At 45.4% G+C, this 21,047-nt stretch carries 22 protein-coding genes; 15 read left to right on the top strand and 7 right to left on the bottom strand.

Features of this window, described 5'->3' with window-relative positions:
- Positions 1-82: 82 nt before the first annotated feature.
- Positions 83-718, top strand: coding sequence for a 2OG-Fe dioxygenase family protein (locus DXE33_RS05635; protein WP_331851797.1), 636 nt, complete (start codon positions 83-85; stop codon positions 716-718).
- Positions 719-730: 12 nt separating this feature from the next.
- On the opposite strand, the gene DXE33_RS05630 is transcribed toward DXE33_RS05635, so the two are convergent.
- A complete protein-coding gene (locus tag DXE33_RS05630) occupies positions 731-1,714 on the bottom strand; it encodes a Bug family tripartite tricarboxylate transporter substrate binding protein (protein ID WP_174222291.1) in 984 nt (327 codons plus the stop codon).
- Between the two features lie 87 nt (positions 1,715-1,801).
- On the opposite strand from DXE33_RS05630, the gene DXE33_RS09830 reads away from it, so the two are divergent.
- The 11 genes from DXE33_RS09830 (at position 1,802) to DXE33_RS05580 (ending at position 11,001) form a co-directional block, all read left to right on the top strand.
- On the top strand, positions 1,802-1,969 hold the full coding sequence (locus DXE33_RS09830) for a hypothetical protein (RefSeq protein ID WP_197712004.1): 168 nt from the start codon (positions 1,802-1,804) through the stop codon (positions 1,967-1,969).
- On the top strand, positions 1,969-3,039 hold the full coding sequence (locus DXE33_RS05625; RefSeq protein WP_197712003.1) for an MFS transporter: 1,071 nt from the start codon (positions 1,969-1,971) through the stop codon (positions 3,037-3,039). The genes DXE33_RS09830 and DXE33_RS05625 overlap by 1 nt, the downstream gene beginning before the upstream one ends.
- Complete coding sequence (locus tag DXE33_RS05620; protein WP_114639040.1) at positions 3,036-5,468, top strand: heavy metal translocating P-type ATPase; 2,433 nt, start codon at positions 3,036-3,038, stop codon at positions 5,466-5,468. The genes DXE33_RS05625 and DXE33_RS05620 overlap by 4 nt, the downstream gene beginning before the upstream one ends.
- Before the next feature lie 9 nt (positions 5,469-5,477).
- Positions 5,478-5,654 (top strand): cbb3-type cytochrome oxidase assembly protein CcoS, encoded by a 177-nt coding sequence (gene ccoS / locus DXE33_RS05615; RefSeq protein ID WP_114639039.1) that lies wholly within the window; start codon positions 5,478-5,480, stop codon positions 5,652-5,654.
- A gap of 169 nt (positions 5,655-5,823) precedes the next feature.
- Positions 5,824-7,266 (top strand): cytochrome-c oxidase, cbb3-type subunit I, encoded by a 1,443-nt coding sequence (ccoN, locus tag DXE33_RS05610; RefSeq protein ID WP_114639733.1) that lies wholly within the window; start codon positions 5,824-5,826, stop codon positions 7,264-7,266.
- Between the two features lie 10 nt (positions 7,267-7,276).
- Positions 7,277-7,927 carry a cytochrome-c oxidase, cbb3-type subunit II gene (ccoO, locus tag DXE33_RS05605; protein WP_114639038.1) on the top strand — a complete coding sequence of 217 codons (651 nt, stop codon included), beginning with the start codon at positions 7,277-7,279 and terminating at the stop codon, positions 7,925-7,927.
- 20 nt (positions 7,928-7,947) lie between these two features.
- The gene (locus DXE33_RS10140) at positions 7,948-8,115 is read left to right on the top strand and encodes a cbb3-type cytochrome oxidase subunit 3 (protein WP_114639037.1); all 168 of its coding nucleotides are present in this window, start codon (positions 7,948-7,950) and stop codon (positions 8,113-8,115) included.
- On the top strand, positions 8,112-9,035 hold the full coding sequence (gene ccoP / locus DXE33_RS05595; protein ID WP_114639036.1) for a cytochrome-c oxidase, cbb3-type subunit III: 924 nt from the start codon (positions 8,112-8,114) through the stop codon (positions 9,033-9,035). Before DXE33_RS10140 ends, ccoP begins: the two co-directional genes overlap by 4 nt.
- 18 nt (positions 9,036-9,053) lie before the next feature.
- A complete protein-coding gene (ccoG, locus tag DXE33_RS05590; RefSeq protein ID WP_114639035.1) occupies positions 9,054-10,511 on the top strand; it encodes a cytochrome c oxidase accessory protein CcoG in 1,458 nt (485 codons plus the stop codon).
- 29 nt (positions 10,512-10,540) lie between these two features.
- The gene (locus DXE33_RS05585) at positions 10,541-10,744 is read left to right on the top strand and encodes a FixH family protein (protein WP_231970395.1); all 204 of its coding nucleotides are present in this window, start codon (positions 10,541-10,543) and stop codon (positions 10,742-10,744) included.
- Complete coding sequence (locus DXE33_RS05580) at positions 10,741-11,001, top strand: hypothetical protein (RefSeq protein WP_114639033.1); 261 nt, start codon at positions 10,741-10,743, stop codon at positions 10,999-11,001. Before DXE33_RS05585 ends, DXE33_RS05580 begins: the two co-directional genes overlap by 4 nt.
- Here the strand turns inward: DXE33_RS05580 and fnr are convergent.
- Positions 10,998-11,768 (bottom strand): fumarate/nitrate reduction transcriptional regulator Fnr, encoded by a 771-nt coding sequence (gene fnr, locus DXE33_RS05575; protein ID WP_114639032.1) that lies wholly within the window; start codon positions 11,766-11,768, stop codon positions 10,998-11,000. The genes DXE33_RS05580 and fnr overlap by 4 nt on opposite strands.
- Positions 11,769-11,864: 96 nt before the next feature.
- Between fnr and DXE33_RS05570 the strand changes: the two genes are divergently transcribed.
- Positions 11,865-12,563, top strand: coding sequence for a sulfite exporter TauE/SafE family protein (locus DXE33_RS05570; RefSeq protein WP_231970394.1), 699 nt, complete (start codon positions 11,865-11,867; stop codon positions 12,561-12,563).
- Between the two features lie 9 nt (positions 12,564-12,572).
- Here DXE33_RS05570 and DXE33_RS05565 read toward each other — a convergent pair whose 3' ends face one another.
- A complete protein-coding gene (locus tag DXE33_RS05565; protein WP_114639030.1) occupies positions 12,573-14,201 on the bottom strand; it encodes a SulP family inorganic anion transporter in 1,629 nt (542 codons plus the stop codon).
- 7 nt (positions 14,202-14,208) lie between these two features.
- On the bottom strand, positions 14,209-14,610 hold the full coding sequence (locus DXE33_RS05560; protein WP_114639029.1) for a DUF2177 family protein: 402 nt from the start codon (positions 14,608-14,610) through the stop codon (positions 14,209-14,211).
- 92 nt (positions 14,611-14,702) lie between these two features.
- Between DXE33_RS05560 and DXE33_RS05555 the strand changes: the two genes are divergently transcribed.
- Positions 14,703-15,143: a universal stress protein gene (locus DXE33_RS05555; RefSeq protein ID WP_114639028.1), complete on the top strand. Its 441-nt coding sequence runs from the start codon at positions 14,703-14,705 to the stop codon at positions 15,141-15,143.
- A gap of 98 nt (positions 15,144-15,241) precedes the next feature.
- On the opposite strand, the gene DXE33_RS05550 is transcribed toward DXE33_RS05555, so the two are convergent.
- Together DXE33_RS05550 and DXE33_RS05545 are read right to left on the bottom strand one after the other, a co-directional pair.
- Entirely contained in the window at positions 15,242-16,666 is a 1,425-nt protein-coding gene (locus tag DXE33_RS05550) for a M23 family metallopeptidase (protein ID WP_231970393.1), read from the bottom strand.
- A gap of 70 nt (positions 16,667-16,736) precedes the next feature.
- Positions 16,737-17,693 carry a 3-hydroxyacyl-CoA dehydrogenase NAD-binding domain-containing protein gene (locus DXE33_RS05545; protein WP_114639026.1) on the bottom strand — a complete coding sequence of 319 codons (957 nt, stop codon included), beginning with the start codon at positions 17,691-17,693 and terminating at the stop codon, positions 16,737-16,739.
- A 75-nt stretch (positions 17,694-17,768) separates the two neighbouring features.
- Here DXE33_RS05545 and DXE33_RS05540 point away from each other — a divergent pair, with 75 nt between their 5' ends.
- A complete protein-coding gene (locus DXE33_RS05540; protein ID WP_114639025.1) occupies positions 17,769-18,902 on the top strand; it encodes a mandelate racemase/muconate lactonizing enzyme family protein in 1,134 nt (377 codons plus the stop codon).
- A 64-nt stretch (positions 18,903-18,966) separates the two neighbouring features.
- Here DXE33_RS05540 and DXE33_RS05535 read toward each other — a convergent pair whose 3' ends face one another.
- Positions 18,967-20,979: a TRAP transporter permease gene (locus DXE33_RS05535; protein WP_114639024.1), complete on the bottom strand. Its 2,013-nt coding sequence runs from the start codon at positions 20,977-20,979 to the stop codon at positions 18,967-18,969.
- Positions 20,980-21,047: the final 68 nt, after the last annotated feature.

Below are 21,047 nucleotides of genomic sequence, written 5' to 3'. Positions count from 1 at the left end.
AAAGATCTGACGCAAGCAATGCGTGATAATGGATTTGCTGTTCTTTCTGCAGAGACGGTAGCCCAAGCTCAGTAGTGTGAGCTTGGCAGACTTACAAACAATCTCGTCTCACTGGGAAGGTCTTCCTAGAGATCCCTATTTAAAAGATGGTGGACGCTACCGTTTTCGGCGACACGCTAGTTATGAGGTTAAGAGTGGAAGTTTGACGCTAGTGCCGCATCGAGCGCACTGGCAATCCGTTGACTACAATGCGCTGCATGGTGGCATCGAGCGCTGGTTTGAACCGATTGGAGCGGGGGTATTAAATAATCCCGCTTGGCAAAGGGTATTACTTGGATTAGCTCATGTGCTTAGCAGCTTAAAACCAGTGACTACTTGGTTTGTCGAAGCGCATCAGTTTCGGATTGACACTACGGATGGTATCAGTCGTCCAACACCAGAGGGTGCCCACCGAGACGGTGTAGATTTTGTAGCAGTGTTTTTGCTGGATCGTGTCGGCATCAAAGGTGGTGAAACTAGAATATTTGAAGCAAATGGTTCTGCTGGCCTCCGCTTTACTTTGACTCAACCATGGTCTTTATTGCTCATGAATGATGAGCGCATGATTCATGAGTCAACGCCAATTCGTCCGCTGGGTAATTATGGTTATCGCGATACATTAGTGCTCACATATCGATCTAATGGATTCCAAGATTCACCCAATCGTAGCCAACAATAAAATTTAAAATGCTTACTCAGGCTCCATGCCTGCGGCCTTGATAGCCTGCGCCCATTTAGCAGTTTCCAGTTTAATTTTTTGACCAAGCGCTTCTGGTGTACCAGGTGCTGTTTCAAAGCCATTGGCGGATAATCGCTCCACTAAATCTTTTGATTTGGCGGCATTATTGATGGCTTGATTGAGCTTGAGGACTGCATCTCTTGGCATGCCTGCAGGCCCAAAAGCTGCAAAGAAGGCAATTAATTCATATCCTTTGGTGCCTAATGCCTCATTGACGGTTGGCAATTCTGGAATGACTGGAGAGCGCTTTAGAGAAGTCACTGCTAGTCCGCGAATTTTTCCGGCTTGTACCTGAGGCAAGGAGACGCCAAAGTCAGAGGTAAACATACTCACTTGACCGCCGATTAAATCGGTCATTGCATTAGGGCCACTCTTGTATGACACCCCAATCATTTTGATATCAGCAAAGCTCATCAACATTTCTGAAGAAACGCGTTGTGATGTACTGGCATAAGCAAAGCTCATCTTCCCCGGATTAGCTTTGGCTAAAGATACAAATCCATTTAAGGATTTTGCTGGGATGTCATTATTAATGGCTACGATCAGAGGCGCCGAGCCAAAGTAGCCAATAGGGGTAAAGGCTGTATCTTGGTTATAAGGCAAATTTTTAACGAGGCTTTTAAGGGCTGCATTGGTGCTATTGGTGCCAATTAAAATGGTGTAACCGTCTGCAGGTGCTTTAGCTATAAAGTCTGCACCAATAAGACCATTAGCCCCAGGTTTATTCTCAATAACGACAGGTTGCCCCAAGGACTCTGACATTTTTGTTGCAAATGCACGTCCAATTTGATCGGTTGTACTTCCCGGCGCAAATGGAACAATCGCTTTGATTGGTTTTGAAGGGTAGGTGTCAGCGAACGCTAGAGGGCTCGTAAGGCCAATCATGATGCTGGCACAAGCCTGCAGAAAGCGTGTGATTGAGGATCTACTATTCATGCTATCTCCATCTCATTTTCTAATAGTGTAGCGGGTCTCCTTGCTTCTGGGCGAGTAGAATGAGCTCACTTTCCACAGACTATTTATGTGCGCTTTCGTACAGCTGGCTATACCCCCTTAATGTTGATGGCACAGACCTGCGCTTTGCTGGGTTTTGCCTGTTATGCGGTGGCCCTCACTCCTTTGCAGGAAGAGTGGCAGTTAAGTAATCTTCAGTCAGGATTGATCGCAAGTGCTTTTTTTTGGGGTATATGATGGCGGTGCCTTTGGCCACTGCCTTGACCGACCGAATAGATGCTAGAAGGGTTTATCTAGTTGGTGGTATTTTTGCTAGCTTTGGTTTACTGGGGATGGGTTTCCTGGCCAGTAATTTTTGGACTGCATTGTTATTTATGGCAATCAATGGTGCTGGGCTTGCAGGCACCTATATGCCTGGTCTGAAAATCCTGTCAGATCGAATTGAGGCCGGAGAATTAACTCGTCCTTTTTATACGGTCTTCTTTGGAATTGGCACAGGATTTTCCTATTTATGTTCGGGCTGGATACTCAATGCCCTGGGCTGGCATTATGTATTTGGAATCATTTCTTTAGGTCCTTTGGCTGCATTTTTAATTGTGTTATTTTTAATTCCTCCGCTTGCGCATGAAAAGTGGAGCGGGCCATTGCGGCTGCATATTCGAGATCTTTTTCCGGTGCATCAATGGAAACAAGTATTAGAAAATAAAAAAGCGGCTGGATTTATTTTTGGTTATACAGCCCATACGATTGAGTTGTTTGCCTCTCGCAGCTGGATTGTGGCTTTCTTTGCTTTTTGCGTCGCTAGCTCTGGTGAATTATTCTTTTTAGCCATCACCACTCTTGCTGGAATAATTAATTTTTTTGGTGTACCTGCATCGATATTAGGTAACGAGCTTGCCCTTCGTATCGGACGTCAAAAGTGGGTTTGTATTGTGATGCTAACGAGTGCTGTCTGTGGAATTGCGCTGGCATTGTCGACAGGCCATTCATGGTGGCTCATTCTTTCTTTGGCAGTCGTTCATGCCATTTTCATCATGGCAGACTCTGCCACCTTGACAGCTGGTTTGGTGATCAGCGCTCAGAAAAATATCAAGGGTGCCGCAATGGGCTTGCATTCTTTAATGGGCTTTGGCGGTGGCTTGCTAGGACCCGCTATTTTTGGTTTTGTGCTTGATATCGCGGGTTCTCGTTCATCGCATTCCGCTTGGGTGTGGGCCTATATAGCGATTGTGATCTGGGGTGTTTTATTTGTGCTCTATGAGCGGCGTAAGGGTTGGGTTGAAAAACAGATTAATGAGCGCTCATGAGTAACAGTACTCAAATTCGGTGCTATCACTGCTCTAGCTCCATTGTGCCTGGTGATCTTATTGAGGCAGATCTTGCTGGTAGAAGCAGGCAATTTTGCTGCCCCGGTTGTCTGGCAATCGCACAAACAATCCATGGTGAAGGCCTTGAAGTTTTCTACGCAAGACGTGCTCAGTCTGGTGAAAAGCCTGCAGCTTATCTCTCAAGTAATGAAATTCCTGCAAAGCTGCAAGCTTATGATGATCCCTCTTTGCGCAGTCGTTTTACTAGGCCTGATGGAGGCGGGGGGTATCTAGAAACTACTCTTCGCTTAGAGAAGATACGCTGTGCAGCCTGCGTTTGGTTATGCGAACAGCACTTACTGCGAATTGCTGGGGTAAAAGAGGTTCAAATCAATTACGTCACGCAAAAAGTGACGGTGCGCTATTCTCCATCCCAGACTAGCCTAGCAAGATTACTCTTTGAAATTGAGCGTATCGGATATGAAGCATGGCCATTTGAACCCTCTGAATCATTAGAGCGCGCCAAAAAAGAACGACGATCACTTCTCATGCGGCTTGGTGTAGCGATGTTGGGCATGATGCAGGTCATGATGTATGCATGGCCAACATATACTGGCGCCGACATTACGCCTGAATTTGATCTATTGCTGGGCTGGGTCAGTTGGGCTTTAACAGTACCGGTCATGGTCTATTCTGCTGGTCCGATCTTCCAGGCGGCGTGGCGAAGTGCTCGATCATTTAGGCAAACCCATCTGTTAGGTATGGATGTTCCCATTGCCTTAGCACTAGCCTTAGCTTTTCTTGCGGGAACCATCAATTTAATTACGGGTACTGGTCACAGTTATTTTGATTCGATCACCATGTTTGTGGCTTTTATCTTAGCCGCAAGATACGTGGAGCTACTAGCAAGACAAGATGCGCAAGGTGGAGCAGAGGCTCTAGCAAAACAATTACCCGCAACATGTGAGCGTGTATTTAATTACCCAGTATCTCAAGAAGTCGAAGTAGTACCAGTGGTGAATTGCAGCCCTGGAGATGTGCTCCGGGTTTCACCGGGAGAGGTGCTGCCCGCTGATGGTGTTCTTATCGAGAATGCTAGTGCATTAGATGAGTCGCTATTAACAGGTGAGTCTAAGCCAGTTGAGAAAAAAATTGGCGATCGTGTATATGCAGGCACACACAATATCCTCAATCCTTTGTTGATGAGAATTGAGGCTGTCGGACAGTCCACTCGCATCGCAGGAATTGCATCCCTATTGGATCAAGCGTTGCTGGCTAAGCCAGTCATGGTCAGTCTCGCAGAAAAGTGGACTGCGTATTTTGTTGCTTTCTTATTGTTAAGTGCATTTGTTTCGTCAGCCGTCTGGCTCTACTTTGACCCTAGTCGTGCGTGGACGGTTTTGGTTTCGGTTTTAGTTGCCAGTTGTCCTTGTGCTTTATCGCTTGCGGTGCCGACTGCAATGGCTGCTGCGCAAGGTGCAGTTACTAAATTGGGTTTGCTTATCGTGCGCGGTCATGTCATGGAGGGCCTAGTTAAGACAACGGATTTAGTGTTGGATAAAACAGGCACCTTAACTATGGGTCAGCCAGAGCTTCAGGAAATTATTAATTTACGCCCCGATTATTCTCTGGATGATGCATTGGCTTTAGCAGCCGCAATCGAGGCTGGACAAAGGCATCCACTGGCTCTTTCTTTAATGCGTGCCGCTGCCTCAAAAAATTTACCCTTACCCACACTGGATAAACCGGTAATAAATCAGCTGGGTAAGGGCTTGAGTTCTGGTGCGTATCGGCTAGGAAGTGCTTCTTGGTTGGGGGTGGCACAGCGTGCCCAGCTTGGACAATATGGACAAGTGCATTTAGCCGATCAGCAAGGGTTAATTGCTAGCTTCTTATTTTTGGATACCCCGAGACCGGGTTTAGAAGAATTTCTCCAGACAGTGAAATCCAGAAAAATAATTATTCATCTAGTCTCTGGTGATGATGCTGCTACAGTTAGATGGTGGGCGCAGCATGTTGGCATTGACCATTTTCAAGGTGGATGCACACCTGAAGATAAGTATGAATACATACTTCAATTGCAAAATGAGCATCGTTTTGTTTGGGCGATAGGTGACGGTGTGAATGATGCTCCTTTGCTCGCGCGTGCAGATATCTCAATTGCGGTTGGTGCAGGTGCGCCTTTAGCTGCTGCTGGAGCCGATGCTATTCTCACTGCTGTTTCGCTGGAGCCCTTAGCAAAAACCTTGCGCTTGGCGGATAAAACTCAGGCCATCATTAAAGAAAATTTATGGTGGGCTCTGATCTATAACTTGCTCGCTATTCCTGCGGCAATGATGGGCCTGGTTAATCCATGGGTAGCTGGCATTGGGATGTCGCTATCTTCTCTTGCTGTGACATTAAATGCCTGGCGTTTGCGAAAAGCTTAGACTGTAGGGATGGAGAGCTTATACCTACTCATTCCCTTATCCCTGGTTCTGGTTGGGGTGTTGGTGTGGATTTTGCGTTGGTCCATTAAAAATGGGCAATTCGATGATTTAGACGGACCTGGACACGCCATTTTGATGGATGATGATGTTTCGGCATCCAAAGAAGTTAGTGATCACTCTCATTGAAAGAAATATATTAAAAGGCTTAATTCCGGTTTAGGGTTCTCCTTACTGCCTTCTAGTATTTTGACCCACCCTTTTTGATGTAGATCAAACCCCCTCTAGGGCCAAGATTTGACAATTGAGCCGATCTATTTGGATTATGTCGCTGTTTGGTCACAAAAAAGGAGAAACCATGGGACTTACCGTGGGGAGTAATCAAGATAACTTCAATTACAAGGTTATCAGTCAATTTGCCATCGTTACCGTATTGTGGGGAATCGTTGGCATGCTCGTGGGGGTAATCCTCGCAGCACAATTGATCTGGCCGGAAATCACTTTCAATATTCCTTGGCTTAGCTATGGCCGCTTGCGTCCATTACATACCAATGCGGTGATTTTTGCGTTCGGCGGATCGGCGCTGTTCGCTACTTCCTATTACATCGTACAAAGAACCTGTCAGGTTCGTCTCTTTTGTGACAAGCTAGCAGCCTTTACTTTCTGGGGATGGCAGGCAGTGATCGTATCTGCTGCGATTACATTGCCGCTCGGTATTACGACCTCAAAAGAGTATGCCGAGTTAGAGTGGCCAATTGATATTTTGATCACCATAGTTTGGGTTGCTTATGCGATCGTATTCTTCGGAACTGTAATTAAGCGTAAGACTAAGCATATTTACGTTTCTAACTGGTTCTTTGGTGCATATATTTTGACGATCGCGGTATTGCATATCGTCAACAATATCGAAATGCCAGCAAGTCTCTTTAAGTCTTACTCAGCGTACTCTGGCGCACAAGATGCCATGATTCAATGGTGGTACGGACATAATGCGGTAGGCTTTTTCTTGACCACCAGCTTCTTGGGCATGATGTATTACTTCATTCCAAAACAAGCTGAGCGTCCTATCTATTCATATCGTTTATCGATCGTTCACTTCTGGGCCTTGAACTTCACCTATATGTGGGCGGGTCCTCACCATTTACAGCACACAGCTTTGCCTGATTGGACTCAGTCCTTGGGTATGGTGTTCTCATTAATTTTGCTGGCACCATCATGGGGCGGCATGATCAACGGCATCATGACCTTATCCGGTGCATGGCATAAATTGCGTCGTGATCCAATTCTTAAATTCTTGGTAGTAGCCTTGTCTTTCTACGGCATGTCTACCTTTGAAGGTTCAATGATGTCGATCAAGACTGTGAATAGCTTGTCTCACTATACAGACTGGACTATTGGCCATGTGCACTCTGGGGCATTGGGTTGGGTAGCAATGATTACCATTGGTTCTCTGTACTACCTTATTCCACGCTTAGTTGGTCAGCGTGATATGTACAGCACCAAGTTGATTGAGTTGCATTTCTGGATCGCAACGATTGGTGTGGTGATTTATATCGCTGCAATGTGGATTGCCGGCGTAATGCAAGGTTTGATGTGGAGAGCCTTCGAGCCAGATGGCACTCTGACATACAGCTTTGTTGAGTCTGTAAAAGCTACCTATCCTTTCTATGTCATTCGTTTGTTGGGCGGTCTGTGCTACTTAAGCGGCATGTTGATCATGGCTTACAACGTATACAAGACAGTGATTGATAAAAAATTCATTGACGCTCCAATTCCACAAGCGTCCATTGCAGCTCACTAAGGATAAGAACATGTCAGAACAACGTCGATTTTTCTCCCACGAAACGCTTGAGCGTAATGTTGGTTGGTTGATCATAGCCACCATTGCAGTAATCTCTGTTGCTGGTTTGGTACAGATCGTCCCATTATTTTTCCAGCACTCTACAACTGAGCCAAGCCCGGGTGTTGTGCCTTACTCGGCGCTGCGTTTAGCTGGTCGCGATATCTACCAGCGTGAGGGTTGCTTAGGTTGCCATTCACAACAGATTCGTACGCTACGTTCAGAAGTAGAGCGTTATGGTCCTTACTCTTTGGCTGGTGGGTCTGTTTATGACCATCCATTTTTATGGGGCAGCAAGCGTACTGGTCCAGATTTGGCTCGTGTAGGCGGTCGCTATTCAGATGCTTGGCATCAAATTCACCTCAATAACCCACGCGATGTTGTGCCTGAATCTAATATGCCTGCCTACCCTTATTTGGCTAAGAATGCTGCCGATGCAGGTTCGATTCAATCTCATATGGTTGCAATGCGTCGACTCGGTGTTCCTTATACCGACGAAGAAATTGCGAATGCACCTAAAGAGTTAGAAGGCAAGACTGAGTTAGATGCATTGATTGCTTATTTGCAAGGTTTAGGTATCAATCGTAGATACATCATTGTTGATGAGGTAGTCGCTAAGTAATTCTTAGCAACTGAGAAACTATGCAAAATATCGCACCCTACCTCTCAGCAATTTCTACCGTGCTTGGCTTGGTAGTTTTTTTAGGAATCGTTTGGTGGGCTTGGTCGGCAAAAAGACAGCCCGCTAACAAGGAATCCGCCGAACTCCCGTTCGATCTACCCGATGAATTCAGTAAGGATAAATCATGAGTGACTTTCTTGGTGCTGGTTGGAGTACCTACATCGCCCTAGTAACATTGGTCGGTATTGTTTGGTGCATCTGGCTGTTATTTTCTCAACGTAAGACTAAGGTCACCTTAAAGGCTGATGGTCAGGTGGATGACACTGGTCACGTTTGGGATGGTGATTTACGTGAATTGAATAATCCATTACCACGCTGGTGGATGTGGATGTTCTTGATTTCTTGTATTTTCGCGCTGATCTATTTAGCTCTTTACCCCGGCCTTGGTTCTTATCCTGGCATCTTGGGTTACAGCACAGATGGTGCTCTGATGAAATCCATGACCACTGCAAATGATGAGTTAAAGCCTGTTTACGCCAAGTATGTAAAGATGGATATTGAACAGGTTGCTGCTGATCCCCAGGCTCGCGAAATGGGTCAACGCTTGTTCTTAAATTCTTGTGCGCAATGTCACGGCTCTGATGCTGGTGGTGCTAAAGGCTTCCCGAACTTAGCTGATGGAGATTGGTTGTATGGCGGCACACCAGAGAATATCAAGACTTCGATTACGAATGGTCGTGCTGGTGTAATGCCTCCATTTCCGCAGTTAGATAGCAAGCAAATTGCTGATGTGGCGAATTATGTCCGTAGCTTATCTGGCTTGCCAGCCGATGATTTAAAAGCTGCTCGTGGCGCCGAAGTATTCAAGGCGAACTGCGTAGCTTGCCATGGTCCTGACGGCAAAGGAAATATCGCCTTAGGCGCACCAAACCTCACTGATAAGACTTGGTTATATGGCGGCTCAGAAGCAACCATTATTGAAACGGTGACCAAGGGACGTATGGCAATGATGCCTGCTCAAGACAAAGTATTAAGTCCTGAGAAGATTCAATTGTTAACGGCTTATGTTTGGGACTTGTCCAATAATAAGCAGCCAGCAGCTAAGTAAGTACTGCGTAAGTCAATAGTGTCTGATCAGTCGTCGGTTGGGAAGCCAATTCCTGTAGAGGTCATTGAGGAATCTCTTTATGAGGTCCGGCGAAAGATTTATCCACGCTCAGTATCTGGACTCTTTGCCCGTTGGCGTTTTATTCTTGTTTTTGCTACTCAGCTTCTTTTCTACGGCTTGCCTTGGTTAAGCTGGAATGGGCGCCAAGCAGTTCTTTTTGATCTCGTACAGCGTAAGTTTTATATTTTTGGCCTAGTTCTCTGGCCGCAGGACGTGATTTATCTCGCGCTCTTGTTAATTCTGTCTGCGCTGGCCTTATTCCTTTTTACCGCCATTGCTGGGCGCTTATTCTGTGGTTACGCTTGTCCGCAAACGGTATATACAGAAATTTTTATGTGGATTGAGCGCAAAGTTGAGGGTGATCGCTTTGCCCGTATTCGCCTCGATGGAGAAGAGTGGCCTTGGGGCATTAGAAAGTGGCGCCTTAAGATCACCAAGCACTTTTTATGGTTACTGGTCGCATTTTGGACTGGCTTTACTTTCATTGGATACTTTACGCCAATTGAAACGTTAGGCGCGGCATTGCTTCATTTATCTCTGGGCCCATGGCAAACTTTCTGGTTGTGTTTCTACAGTTTTGCTACTTGGGGTAATGCGGGCTTTATGCGCGAGCAAGTCTGTAAATATATGTGTCCTTACGCTCGCTTCCAAAGCGTCATGGTCGATAAAGATACTTTCTTAGTGACCTATGATAAGGTGCGTGGCGAGCCAAGAGGTAGCCGTAGTAAGTCTGCTGACCATGCATCGCTTGGTCTGGGTGATTGTGTTGATTGCAGTATCTGTGTTCAAGTATGCCCAACTGGTATTGATATCCGCGATGGCCTGCAGTACATGTGCATCGGTTGCGGCGCCTGTATAGATGCTTGCAATCAAGTGATGGAAAAAGTGAGCTATCCAACAGGATTGATTCGTTATACGACTGAGCGTGCTGTTGAGGATCAGGAGTCCAATCAAAGTGCTATCAAACATATATTACGTCCCCGGGTGTTAATTTACACGGCTTTTATTACTGTATTAGCATCCGCCTTTTTGATTTCATTGGCTACTCGCAATCCATTGAGGGTGGATGTGATGAGGGATCGCGGCGCCTTAGCGCGCGAGGTAGAAGGTGTGCGAATTGAAAATATTTATCGCATTCAGATCATGAATGCTTCAGAGCACCCCATGAAGGTTCGGGTAAAGGCTATCGGCCTAGATGGGCTCAAGATTCTAAATTCTCAGGGTCAGGAAGTTACTGAAATCGAGGTTGCACCTGCAAGCAATCAACTTCTACCTATTAAAGTCAGTACTGATATTGGTTTAAATGAATCTGGCAACTATCCTATTCATTTTGATGTAACCGCTCAAGAATTGGTAGGCAATGAAGTGATCATGAGAACTCGTGATGAAAAATCTAGTTTCATTATTCCACGTTAAGTAGGCAAGGAAAGACGGAGGGTATGCATATGACTGAGCAACACATCAATAAACCCTGGTGGAAGCAGTTATGGCCTTGGTTGCTGATTAGTGGCCCTGCTGTTGCTATGATTGGTTGTGCAATAACAATTTGGTTAGCGATCAATCTTCATGCGGATAAACCCTTGCGCGATGGCGTAATAAAGCAGGGTTTGAAAGTAGAGCAAATTAAAGATGCGCAGGCCAATAAATGAAATACCGTCTACTCCTTTGGATCTTATGGCCTTCGTTTTTAGTAGCCGGAATGGCGGAAGGTCTCTTGTTTACCGTGGTACATCCACAAGATCTTCTGTTCTTTGGTTATCACCCTGATGTTTCTGATGAAGGTATTTACACCATTGGCTTTTTTGTGATCTGGACTTTTTGTGTAGTTTCTAGTGCCTTGACTGCTTACATACTGCCGGGCATAGAATCTCCAGACGGCAAGAGCATCGACCGTGGTTTGCTCTAGATTTGCTTTACAGGTATGTTAGGGCTGATACAGGCAGTTCTATCAGGGTTTGGGATGCCTGCCAATTCATAGAGGCCATTCATATCAATCAGTTTGATATGGCGCTGCTTAATTTGAATTAAGCCTGTTTCTGCAAAACGAGACAGCATACGACTAACTGTTTCGATCTGAATGCCTAAGTAGCTACCAATTTCTACTCGACTCATGCGCAGGTCAAATTCATTATTGGCGTAACCCCGGGCTGCTAGGCGCTGAGAGAGGCTTAATAAGAAAGCAGCTAATCTTTCTTCTGCTCGCATTGTGCCAAGGGACAGTAAATGTCGTTGATCTTGACTGAGCTCACGACTCATGATCTTATGAAATTGATGTTGCAGCACTGGAATCTGTCTGGCTAGATCTTCAAATGCTTCGTAGTGAATGATACAAACTTCACTTTCTTCAAGGGCGATAGCGCTGGATTGATAGTGGCCTTCACCAATGCCATCTAAACCCAAGATTTCGCCTGGTAAATGAAAGCCGATTACTTGCTCACGTCCATCTTGAAGGCAATATTCTGTTTTGAGAGTTCCAAAGCGCACACTATAGACTGAGCTCAATGGGTCGCCATGTCGATATAAGCTCTCACCTTTTTGCAAATGCACACGCTCTTTCACTAGAGAGTCAATCTTAGATACATCGCTGGGGTTTAGTCCAACGGGAAGACAAAATTGGCCCAGAACGCAAACTGAGCATTTGCTGGTTGGGGTGTCGGTAGGCTTGTAATTCATCTTGAGGCTAATTATGCAGACAGTTTATTCTATTAGGGTGAATATCCTTCAATACAACCTTATTTTTTCCTCCATATGTTAACCGGAAGCCTTATTTTGGCGGTTTTTCTCGGTGCCCTAGTTAGCGGCTGGCACTGCGCTCTGATGTGTGGAGGCATAGCAGCCGCCATCGAGCGACCAAAGGCTGCTCAGGTTAGTCTGTACTCTCCAACAGAGCTTTTTTACTTACAGATCATCATGCATTTGGGGCGCGTGACAACCTACGTCTTGTTGGGTGCTTTAGCTGCCTGGGTGGGGGTGGCGGTTTGGCAGCAAAACCTGATTCCCATTCAAAGGCCGCTGTTTGTTTTTAGTTCATTAATGCTCATTGTGATGGGTATTCGTCTCTTGAGATTTGGCAAATCTGAAGGGCGATTAGGAGGAGGGTGGCTCGGTGTAAAGATTGCCACTTATTGGTCCAAGTATCTAGGTCGAATTGCCAGCGGACCGTCTCGTTGGTTTAGTGGAATGTTATGGGGCTTAGTTCCTTGTGGCTTGGTCTACAGCGTTTTGCCATTAGCATTCTTATCTGGCGATGTTTTGACTGGCGCAGCTTTAATGTTGGCTTTTGGTTTGGGGACTTTACCAAACCTATTGCTCATATCTAAATTTTCTGCAGTGCTCACACAATTTAGTCACTATAACTGGGTACGTTATCTCGCGGCTCTATTATTTTTTATTGCTGGTGGATTTGGCTTATACCGTGCATGGGTTCTACCCGAAGTCTTATTAAAGGGCGGATTTTGCATCTCCTGAAGAAAACTTTTAAGAACGTGTAGCGGCCTCTAAGCCAGCCTGTAAATCAGGATAAAGAAACTCTGATGATAGGGTTTGAATAAACCCAGTACGTTGAGCCATCTCTAGTGGTTGATGATCAAGTCCGCAAAGAATCAATTGAATATTACGTAGTTTGCAAAGGTGGGCGAGTTCTTGGACGGTATCCATTCCGGAGCTATCAATGTAGATAACATTTTTTAGATCGATCACCAGGGTTTTTGAAGGTAGATTCTCCTCAATCTTTTCTAATAATTTTACGGCTCCAAAAAAGATTGCACCATAGATACGATATGCGTCGATTTGACCTTCTAGATTGCTCAGTTGCGGAAATTGCTTGGGGTCTGCACTCTCGCAGCGCGATAGGCTAGAGATGCGATAGATAAATGTAATGAAGGCAAGTAGTAGACCAACTTCAACAGCTATCGTTAAATCCAGAATGACCGTGAGAAGAAAGACGCTTAGCAGGGTCAAACGGTAAGGAAGTCTGAATTGTTTGAGCTCAACAAATTTTTTCCATTCGCCCATATTCCAGGCGACATACATCAAAATCGCAGCAAGACTGGCTAATGGAATATTTTTGGCTAAAGGTGCTGCAAAAAGCACAATTACTAACAAGGTAAGCGCATGGATAATGCCGGCTACTGGAGTAGTGGCGCCACTCTCCACGTTAGTGACGGTACGCGCTATTGTTCCAGTTGCTGGCATGCCGCCAAAAAATGGGGTAATCAAATTGGCTACACCTTGCGCAAGAAGTTCTTGATTGGAATCATGGCGGTCGTGAATTAATCCATCGGCAATACGTGCACAGAGCAAGGACTCAATCGCGCCCAATAAAGCCAGAGTTAAAGCGGGGGCAACCATGTATTGTGCTGTACTCCAGCTAATGTGAATCCACTCAAACTGCGGCAGACTTGATGGTATTCCGCCAAAGCGGCTACCGATAGTATCAATTGGTAGCTCAAACCAGCTAGTGAAAACGGTCGCAAGTGCCATGGCAATCACAGTCCCTGGAATGTGGCTTAAGTGGCCCAAGTGCTTTTCAAGTAACTTCCAAATAATGATGATGCTCAAGCTTGCTAATGCTATACCTAAAGCAGTTGGGTTTACTGTGTCTACTGCCGCATATAGCGTTTGTATGGATTGGAAAAACTGTGCCGGCATTTTTTCAATCCTAAGGCCAAAGAATTCTTTTACTTGGGATAAACCAATTAAGACTGCGATGCCATTGGTAAAGCCAATAATTACAGCAATCGGAACAAAGCGCACCAGAGTTCCAAGACGAAATAAGCCCATGATGATTAAGAAGAAACCAGACATGGCTGTGGCTAGTAGCAGGTTTGATACACCGTAGCGATCCACTATTCCATAGACGATGACAATAAATGCACCAGCTGGACCGCCGATTTGAACGCGACTTCCACCAAGCAATGAAATCAATCCCCCGGCAATGATTGCTGTGAAGATGCCTGCCTCTGGCTTTAGTCCACTGACGATTGCAAAGGCCATTGCAAGAGGCAGGGCAACAACGCCCACTGTGATTCCAGCTAGGAGATCTTTGATAAATTGGCTACGGCTATAGCCTATGAATGCATCAAGAATTCGGGGGCGAAAAAACATGACTTGTCTATGAAAGTCGATTGCCTATCCAATAGGCTAAGCCCGATACGCTTGCGGTTGCAAAAGAACCCCAAGCTATATCAATAAAGGCCAGTCTTGTTGGGAAGTCACGAATGACGGCTAGATTGGTTAAATCATAGGTCATGTAGCAAAACAAACCAAAGAGTGCACCATATGTCAAAGCGTAAGAGCATGACTGTTTTGTAAGGGCAGGAGCCAGGACAAAAATGCAGACGCCGAGAGAGTAAATGAGATAAAAAGCTAAACCAGCCAAGAGCTTTGGCTCGGTCGCCATTAAAGACCCCATCTCATCGCGATAAAGGTTTTTTGCGATTCCAAGCAACCAGACTAAGTCTACTGTAATCAGGGTGATCAGAAATGAGAGGTAGACGCCAAAATACTTGAGCAATTAAGTTCCCCTAGAGCTTTTATAGGCCAATACAATAATTAGCATTATGATGGAAAGGGTAGATGAGTTGTTTAATTTATAGGGGGGTAATTATGTTCAAGCATTTGTTGGTACCGGTTGACGGTTCAGAGGTAAGCAAAAAGTCATTGAAAAAGGTGGCCGAGCTTGCAAAGGCTGATGGCGCTGCAGTAACCTTGGTATATGTTTCTGACCCCTTGCCTCCATTGGTTTACTCAGATAGCACTATGGGTTACGGCATTTCAGCCAAGGAGCATAAAGCTGCTTGTGATGCCTATGCGAAAGATGTCTTTAAGAAAGCGGCAAGCGCGTTAGGCGCTGCTATCAAAGCAAAAACTTTGCATGTCGGTAATTCAAATCTCTCAGAAGGAATTTTGGAAGGCGCCAAAAAAGCAAAGGCCGATGTTATTGTGATGGCTTCCCATAAGCGAACTGGAATCAAAGGCGTATTACTGGGTAGCGAAACACATGAGGTGATTGTGCACTCTAAATTGCCGGTCCTGGTATTGGGTTGATATCTCAATTTATAGTAGAAATTGCTTTCAATAAAAAGGGGTTCCTATAGGCCCCTTTTGGTTTTCAAGCAAAATATTTCAGCGTATTTCCGTGTACGTCAGCGAGTGATAGGACTTCCCAGTAAGAGAATTTCGCGAGTCAATTGACCGCTTTCGTTGTCACGCATCGACCATAAATCCAGCTGAGTTTTTGGTCCATAAGGATCGACGTAGATGCCATCTTTTCTGAGCTCAAAATGTAAATGGGGTCCAGTGGATCTTCCGGTTGAGCCTACATAGCCAATTTCAAGGCCGCGACGAACTTCATTACCCAACTCAAGTTCAGAGTTGTAATTACTTAAATGCGCGTAGTAGGTGTGATAGTTGCCAGGATGTTCTAAGACAATTAGATTACCAAACGCACCGCTGTATCCCATATGTACTACTTTGCCGTTGGCCACGCTAAAGACGGGGGTGCCAATAGGGGATGCATAGTCAATACCCATGTGGGCGCGGTAACGCTGTTTAGGAGCGGCTTGGGCTATTGGAGCATTACTCTTTGAGCGCTTGCCTGAGCCTGCCTTGACCATGCCAACGCCGCGAGAGATGCGTCGATAACTCAAGGGGTTAGTCCAAAAAGAGCGCTCTAAAGATTCTCCGTTGCCGGTAAAAAAGCCCCCGGGCAAATCGTTACGTTCAACCCAGAATGCATTAGCAAATACTTCCTTGTTGGCTGGATCAATGATTTCTACCGCCCAAATTTGAGCCCATCTTTCACGATCTCCAAAGTCTATGATCAGACGAACAATGCTGTTGGTGTTCTCAAGTAGATTATTGTCTTCCGGATAAATTTGTTTGATGATGGAGTTCAACTCCCATACCAACTCAACAGGTAATTTATCGCCCAGCTTTCGTGGGTCATATAAAACTTCCTTCAATGGAATGCGAATTTCAGTGAGATTGTTAGATTCATTTTTTAAGAAATCTTGCTGCACTAAAAAACTACCAAAAGCCGAAGGTGTGAATGTCCAAATTTCAGTTTTACTATCTTGAATAGGCCCATTCATGATGCTCAAGGAATCAAACCGATTACGCGTTGTAAAAGCTGCCGCATAAGGAATGCAGTCGCCACGCATATGATCAAAAAATGCTCTCGTCTGGCTTTTAAAGAACTCAGAAAATTGGCGATTATCAATTCCAATACTGGCGGGTAAATTATCTTCCCTAAAGCTGCGTCGTAAGCAACCCTGTATTACTCGATAGTCAAGATTGGCATCGCTATCGAGTATTAACTCATTGGGGTCTTTTCGCTGAAACAGTAAGGGATTTAGATTCATGCTCGACTTAGGATTACCACCGGCAGATTTATCCTGAAAGCCAAGTTGTCGCGTGTTCTGAACGAATACCTTTTTGCGAGTCTGGTTGGATTTAGTGCCTTGACTGGATTGAGCCTGTGCTTCTGGGTTAAAGCCAGGCAACAGACCGATGAGGGCATATCCAACAAGGATCAGCATCCCTTTAGCAAGAAGGGATTGGGAATTCACTTTTTTATTCACCTTGCAATTATCTAATAATGCGCATACCGCCTGGAAAAACGATGTTGTAGCGCAGCAATTAAGTTGGATCCTCGTCAGGAGTAAGCTGAAGCACATCGAATGCAGCCTTGAGCCGTTCTTCATACTGCTGTTTGATTTTGGCGGCAGCCTTAGGCTGCCAATCTTTAAAACCAGCACCTTTGGTAATGCCAGTTTTGCCACTTTTTATTAAATTGGTGACGCAGGGTGGTGGTGCAGTGATATTCGATAGAGAGGGATATATCAATTCAGCAGCTAGGGTCATGCCTTCCCAGCCAGAAATTTCTTTCTGTGTGATGGGGCCAACTGCAGCATAGCGAAAGCCAAAACTATAGCGAACAGCGGTATCAATATCGTCAGGAGTGGCGATACCGTTTTCTATGGGTGACAAGGCTTCTCTCATAAGAGCATGTTGAATACGGTTTGCTAAGAAGCCGGGGATATCTTTTTTAACCAACACCGGTTTCTTGTGATGAGCCCTATACAAATCGCATAAGGCTTGGGCTAGTGTAGGGTCTGAATGTTCACCCATGACGATCTCTACAAATGGGATGATATGCGCTGGCATGAAGTAGTGCGTATTAAACATGCGGTGCGCACTAGGAAGGTCTCCTGCAATTGCGCTTATGGGAAAACCGGAGCTGTTACTCCCAATCGGTATATGAGTCGGTACCCGACGATCCAAATCAGCAAAGATTGCTTTCTTAAGATCTAGTCGCTCTGAAACCGTTTCAATCACAAACTGTGTATCAGTCCAATCATTCCATTGATCAATATTGCCAATCATGAGTTTTCCGCCAAACTCAGGCCATCGAGAATGAACTGTACTGGCACATGTTTGAATGGCTTTTGTTAGGGATTCATATTTGATCTGATCACGCCCAAGCACAACGGTATCGGTACCGTGCGCTAGAAAGCCTGCCGCTATGCCAATACCCATTGTTCCTGTGCCAATTACGACTACTGTTCCTGTGCCAATTACGACTACTTTAGCCATGATTTACCTCGTCATTTGTCAACAAGATCACAGTCAAAAACCTCGCTACAATATTTTTTTCAATAAGGGGTAAAAATGCCAATCATTGAGTCTATACAAGTTGCTTCAGTAGCGGTGCCTTTAGATAAGGTTACTTCATTTTCTACCCGCACTGTATCTGAGCGCCACTATTGCCTTGTTAAGGTGCGTGGTAAAGATGGATACGAGGGGATTGGATTTTGTTATGTTGGTAGCGCAGGTGGAGATATAGCCAAGATTGCAGTTGAGCAATTACTGGCTCCGCGGCTGATTGGTCAAAACAGTCATCGTAGTGAAGGCCTTTGGATGGAGATGTATAACGAATCCATCTTACAGGGTAGAGCGGGTGCGGTAATGCGAGGCATCTCAATTTTAGATATTGCCATTTGGGATTTAAATGCACGCGCTGCTAAATTGCCCTTACATCATTATTTAGGTTCGGTGGTGGATGATCGTGTGCCTGCTTATGCAAGTGGCGGCTATTACCTTGAGGGTAAAACTCCTGCCAAGCTAGGTAAAGAAATGGAGTCCTATGTAAAGCAGGGCTTTAAAGCAGTTAAGATGAAAGTGGGTCGCTTATCTCCGGTTGAAGAGGAGGCCCGCGTGAAGGCTGCACGCAAGGCTATTGGTGAAGATATTTTGCTGACCTTGGATGCGAACAACGCTTGGCGTGATTTGCCGACTGCTTTGGAATACATCAGACGTTTTGAGGCATACAACCCATATTGGATTGAGGAGCCATTTTCGCCGGATGCTATCGATCTTCATGCAGCATTGGCACGCCAAACCAAAATCAATGTAGCGACTGGTGAGATGGAAGCTGGCCGTTGGCGCTTTAGGGAATTAATTGATGCGGGCGGTGCAATTATTCTGCAATCAGATGCTGCAGTTTGTGGGGGGATTACAGAGTGGCGCAGAATTTCTGCCTATGCTGATGCTAAAGGGGTCACAGTTTGCCCGCATTGGATGCATGATTTGCATGCTCCTTTAGTAGCTGCAACTCCGAATGCGCGATTTGTTGAATTTTTCTTAGACGATCAGGTGCTCAATTTCCGTCGCCTCATTAATAAACAACTAAGCTTTAAGAACGGCGATCTCCTCTTGCATCAAACGCCTGGCCTTGGTTTTGAATTTGATGAGTCGGCAATCATGCGTTATGCAGGCAAAGCAGCTTGGACCAAGATTTCTTAAGATGTCTTGCGAAGAACAATAAAGCCCGCAATAGCGGGCTTTATTGTTGGAATCCACGGTATCTTTAGGTGGCCCTAGAGTTCAATTTAAAGTACGTAATCGTTTGGGTTACTAGAACCAAACCAAAACCAATGAAGCCAACCAAATCTGCCTCGGTTGATGGGTATGCTAGTGCTACACCCGCTACCACCATGATGACGCGCTCAAAGACTTTGGTTTTCTCAATAAACCAGCCTTGTAAGCCGCCCGCAAGACAGATGATGCCAACGACCGCGGTAAAGGATACCCAAGCAATTTGCATCCAGTCAGCTTTTTCAAGAGCGTCTGTTGAGCCCATCAACAGTAGGCTGACACCAGATTTATCTAAAACAAACATAAAGGGAACTAAGATGGCAGGCGCAACATATTTCCAAGTTTGCAGCGTGGTTTTGTAAGGATTGCCCTTACAGATTGCAGCTGCAGCGAAGGGCGATAATGCGGTCGGAGGGGATACCTCGGATAGAACTGCGTAGTAAAAGATAAACATATGCGCTGCAAATGCGGGTACTCCCAAATTAATGAGAGCAGGGGCTGCAATCACTGCGCAAATAATGTACGAGGCTGTGACAGGTACTGCAAGCCCGACTACCCAAACAACGAGAGCGGTAAAGATGGTGGTGAGCAAAAGAGATCCACCAGCGTACTGAATCACAATCGAGCTGAACTTGAGTCCTAAACCAGTTAGCGTTACCGTACCGACAATTAGGCCGGCGCCAGCACAAGTCGCTGCAATAGCCAATACGCCAGTTGATCCTGAGGCAAGGGCTTTGGTGAGGTTGGATTTATACAGTCCAGAAATGACTGGCTCTTTACCTTTGAACCAAGCCCAAGGAATGATGGCGGTATCTTCTCTAAGCATGCTTGAGAAAGCTGAAACCACGGTCGCCCAAAATACTGACATGACGGGTGAGAAGCCCATGAGCATAAACACCACTATAGAGATCAGCGAGAAGAAATGGAACCAATATTTTTTTGTTAATTGCCAAGCAGTCTCTACTGATTCAAAGTGAATGTTCTTCATGCTGTATTTACGAACATCAATTTCGACCATCACAAAGAGGCCAAGGTAGAACAGAATCGTTGGAATGGTTGCCATAAGCAACACATCTAAATAAGAAATCTTTAAAAAGTCAGCGATTAAGAATGCTGCTGCTCCTAGTACTGGCGGAGAGATGATTGCACCAAGTCCCCCTGCAGCTAAAAGACCGCCAGCAGCATTTTTTTCGTAACCCACTTTCTCGAGCATCGGCGCTGCTACGGAGCCAACGGTAACCGTGGTAGCAACTCCTGAGCCGGATGGGCCCCCTAATAAAAAGGAGGACATCACAATGGTTCTACCAACTCCCGAAGATTTACCGCCCATTGCTGCAAATGAGAAGTCGATGAAAAATTTACCTGCTCCAGTAAATTGCAAGAAAGCGCCGAAGATTGTAAATAAAATAATTAGAGTGGCTGATACGTCGACCGCTGTGCCGTAGATACCTTCAAGAGTCATGTACATATAGCCAACTAGGCGATCAAGATCGTAGCCTTTGTGGGTCCAAGGCGCTGGCAAATAATTGCCAAAGAGTGCATATAGTAGAAATAAAACGGTGACGGTAACCAGAATCATTCCATTGGTTCTGCGAACGCTTTCTAAAATCAACAAAATTAAGGTGATACCCACCATGACGTCGGTTGAGTTGGGAGCGGTATTGCGATCCATGAAATCATCACCACCGCTTAGGATGTAATATGCAATCCCTACAGAGGCTATGGCAAAGACAATATCCCAAGGCATGAGGCGGTTTTTAAAACGTGCAGCGATTGGGAAACTTAAGAAGACTAGGAATAAAACCAAAGCAACGTGAATAACGCGTAACTCTTGAGTTGGAACGATGGAGTAGGCGGCATACAGATGAAACAAAGACATGCCTACGGCAACTAGGGTGATGAATTTTGCTAAAAGGCCTTTGTAGTCATTGGAGTCCCCCTCCTCTTGTTTGATGAAGGCGTCTAGTTTTTCTTGGGTTTCGTTATCAATGGCGTTTTGATTCATGTCTCAAACCTATTTATATTTATAGTTGCTTGCTTCGTTAAAGCAGAAGGGGCAAGATTAACTCACCC

This window comes from Polynucleobacter necessarius (assembly GCF_900096765.1).
GTDB lineage: Bacteria > Pseudomonadota > Gammaproteobacteria > Burkholderiales > Burkholderiaceae > Polynucleobacter > Polynucleobacter necessarius_F.
The sequence above is the reverse complement of the archived record's forward strand: the minus strand, read 5'-3'. Positions and strand labels throughout refer to the sequence as shown.

Bases quoted from the DNA above. Each gene is read 5' to 3' on its own strand.
- DXE33_RS05630 (WP_174222291.1), bottom strand. From the start codon at position 1,714: ATGAATAGTAGATCCTCAATCACACGCTTTCTGCAGGCTTGTGCCAGC.
- DXE33_RS05625 (WP_197712003.1), top strand. From the start codon at position 1,969: ATGGCGGTGCCTTTGGCCACTGCCTTGACCGACCGAATAGATGCTAGA.
- DXE33_RS05620 (WP_114639040.1), top strand. From the start codon at position 3,036: ATGAGTAACAGTACTCAAATTCGGTGCTATCACTGCTCTAGCTCCATT.
- ccoS (WP_114639039.1), top strand. From the start codon at position 5,478: ATGGAGAGCTTATACCTACTCATTCCCTTATCCCTGGTTCTGGTTGGG.
- ccoN (WP_114639733.1), top strand. From the start codon at position 5,824: ATGGGACTTACCGTGGGGAGTAATCAAGATAACTTCAATTACAAGGTT.
- ccoO (WP_114639038.1), top strand. From the start codon at position 7,277: ATGTCAGAACAACGTCGATTTTTCTCCCACGAAACGCTTGAGCGTAAT.
- DXE33_RS10140 (WP_114639037.1), top strand. From the start codon at position 7,948: ATGCAAAATATCGCACCCTACCTCTCAGCAATTTCTACCGTGCTTGGC.
- ccoP (WP_114639036.1), top strand. From the start codon at position 8,112: ATGAGTGACTTTCTTGGTGCTGGTTGGAGTACCTACATCGCCCTAGTA.
- DXE33_RS05585 (WP_231970395.1), top strand. From the start codon at position 10,541: ATGACTGAGCAACACATCAATAAACCCTGGTGGAAGCAGTTATGGCCT.
- DXE33_RS05580 (WP_114639033.1), top strand. From the start codon at position 10,741: ATGAAATACCGTCTACTCCTTTGGATCTTATGGCCTTCGTTTTTAGTA.
- fnr (WP_114639032.1), bottom strand. From the start codon at position 11,768: ATGAATTACAAGCCTACCGACACCCCAACCAGCAAATGCTCAGTTTGC.
- DXE33_RS05565 (WP_114639030.1), bottom strand. From the start codon at position 14,201: ATGTTTTTTCGCCCCCGAATTCTTGATGCATTCATAGGCTATAGCCGT.
- DXE33_RS05555 (WP_114639028.1), top strand. From the start codon at position 14,703: ATGTTCAAGCATTTGTTGGTACCGGTTGACGGTTCAGAGGTAAGCAAA.
- DXE33_RS05545 (WP_114639026.1), bottom strand. From the start codon at position 17,693: ATGGCTAAAGTAGTCGTAATTGGCACAGGAACAGTAGTCGTAATTGGC.
- DXE33_RS05540 (WP_114639025.1), top strand. From the start codon at position 17,769: ATGCCAATCATTGAGTCTATACAAGTTGCTTCAGTAGCGGTGCCTTTA.
- DXE33_RS05535 (WP_114639024.1), bottom strand. From the start codon at position 20,979: ATGAATCAAAACGCCATTGATAACGAAACCCAAGAAAAACTAGACGCC.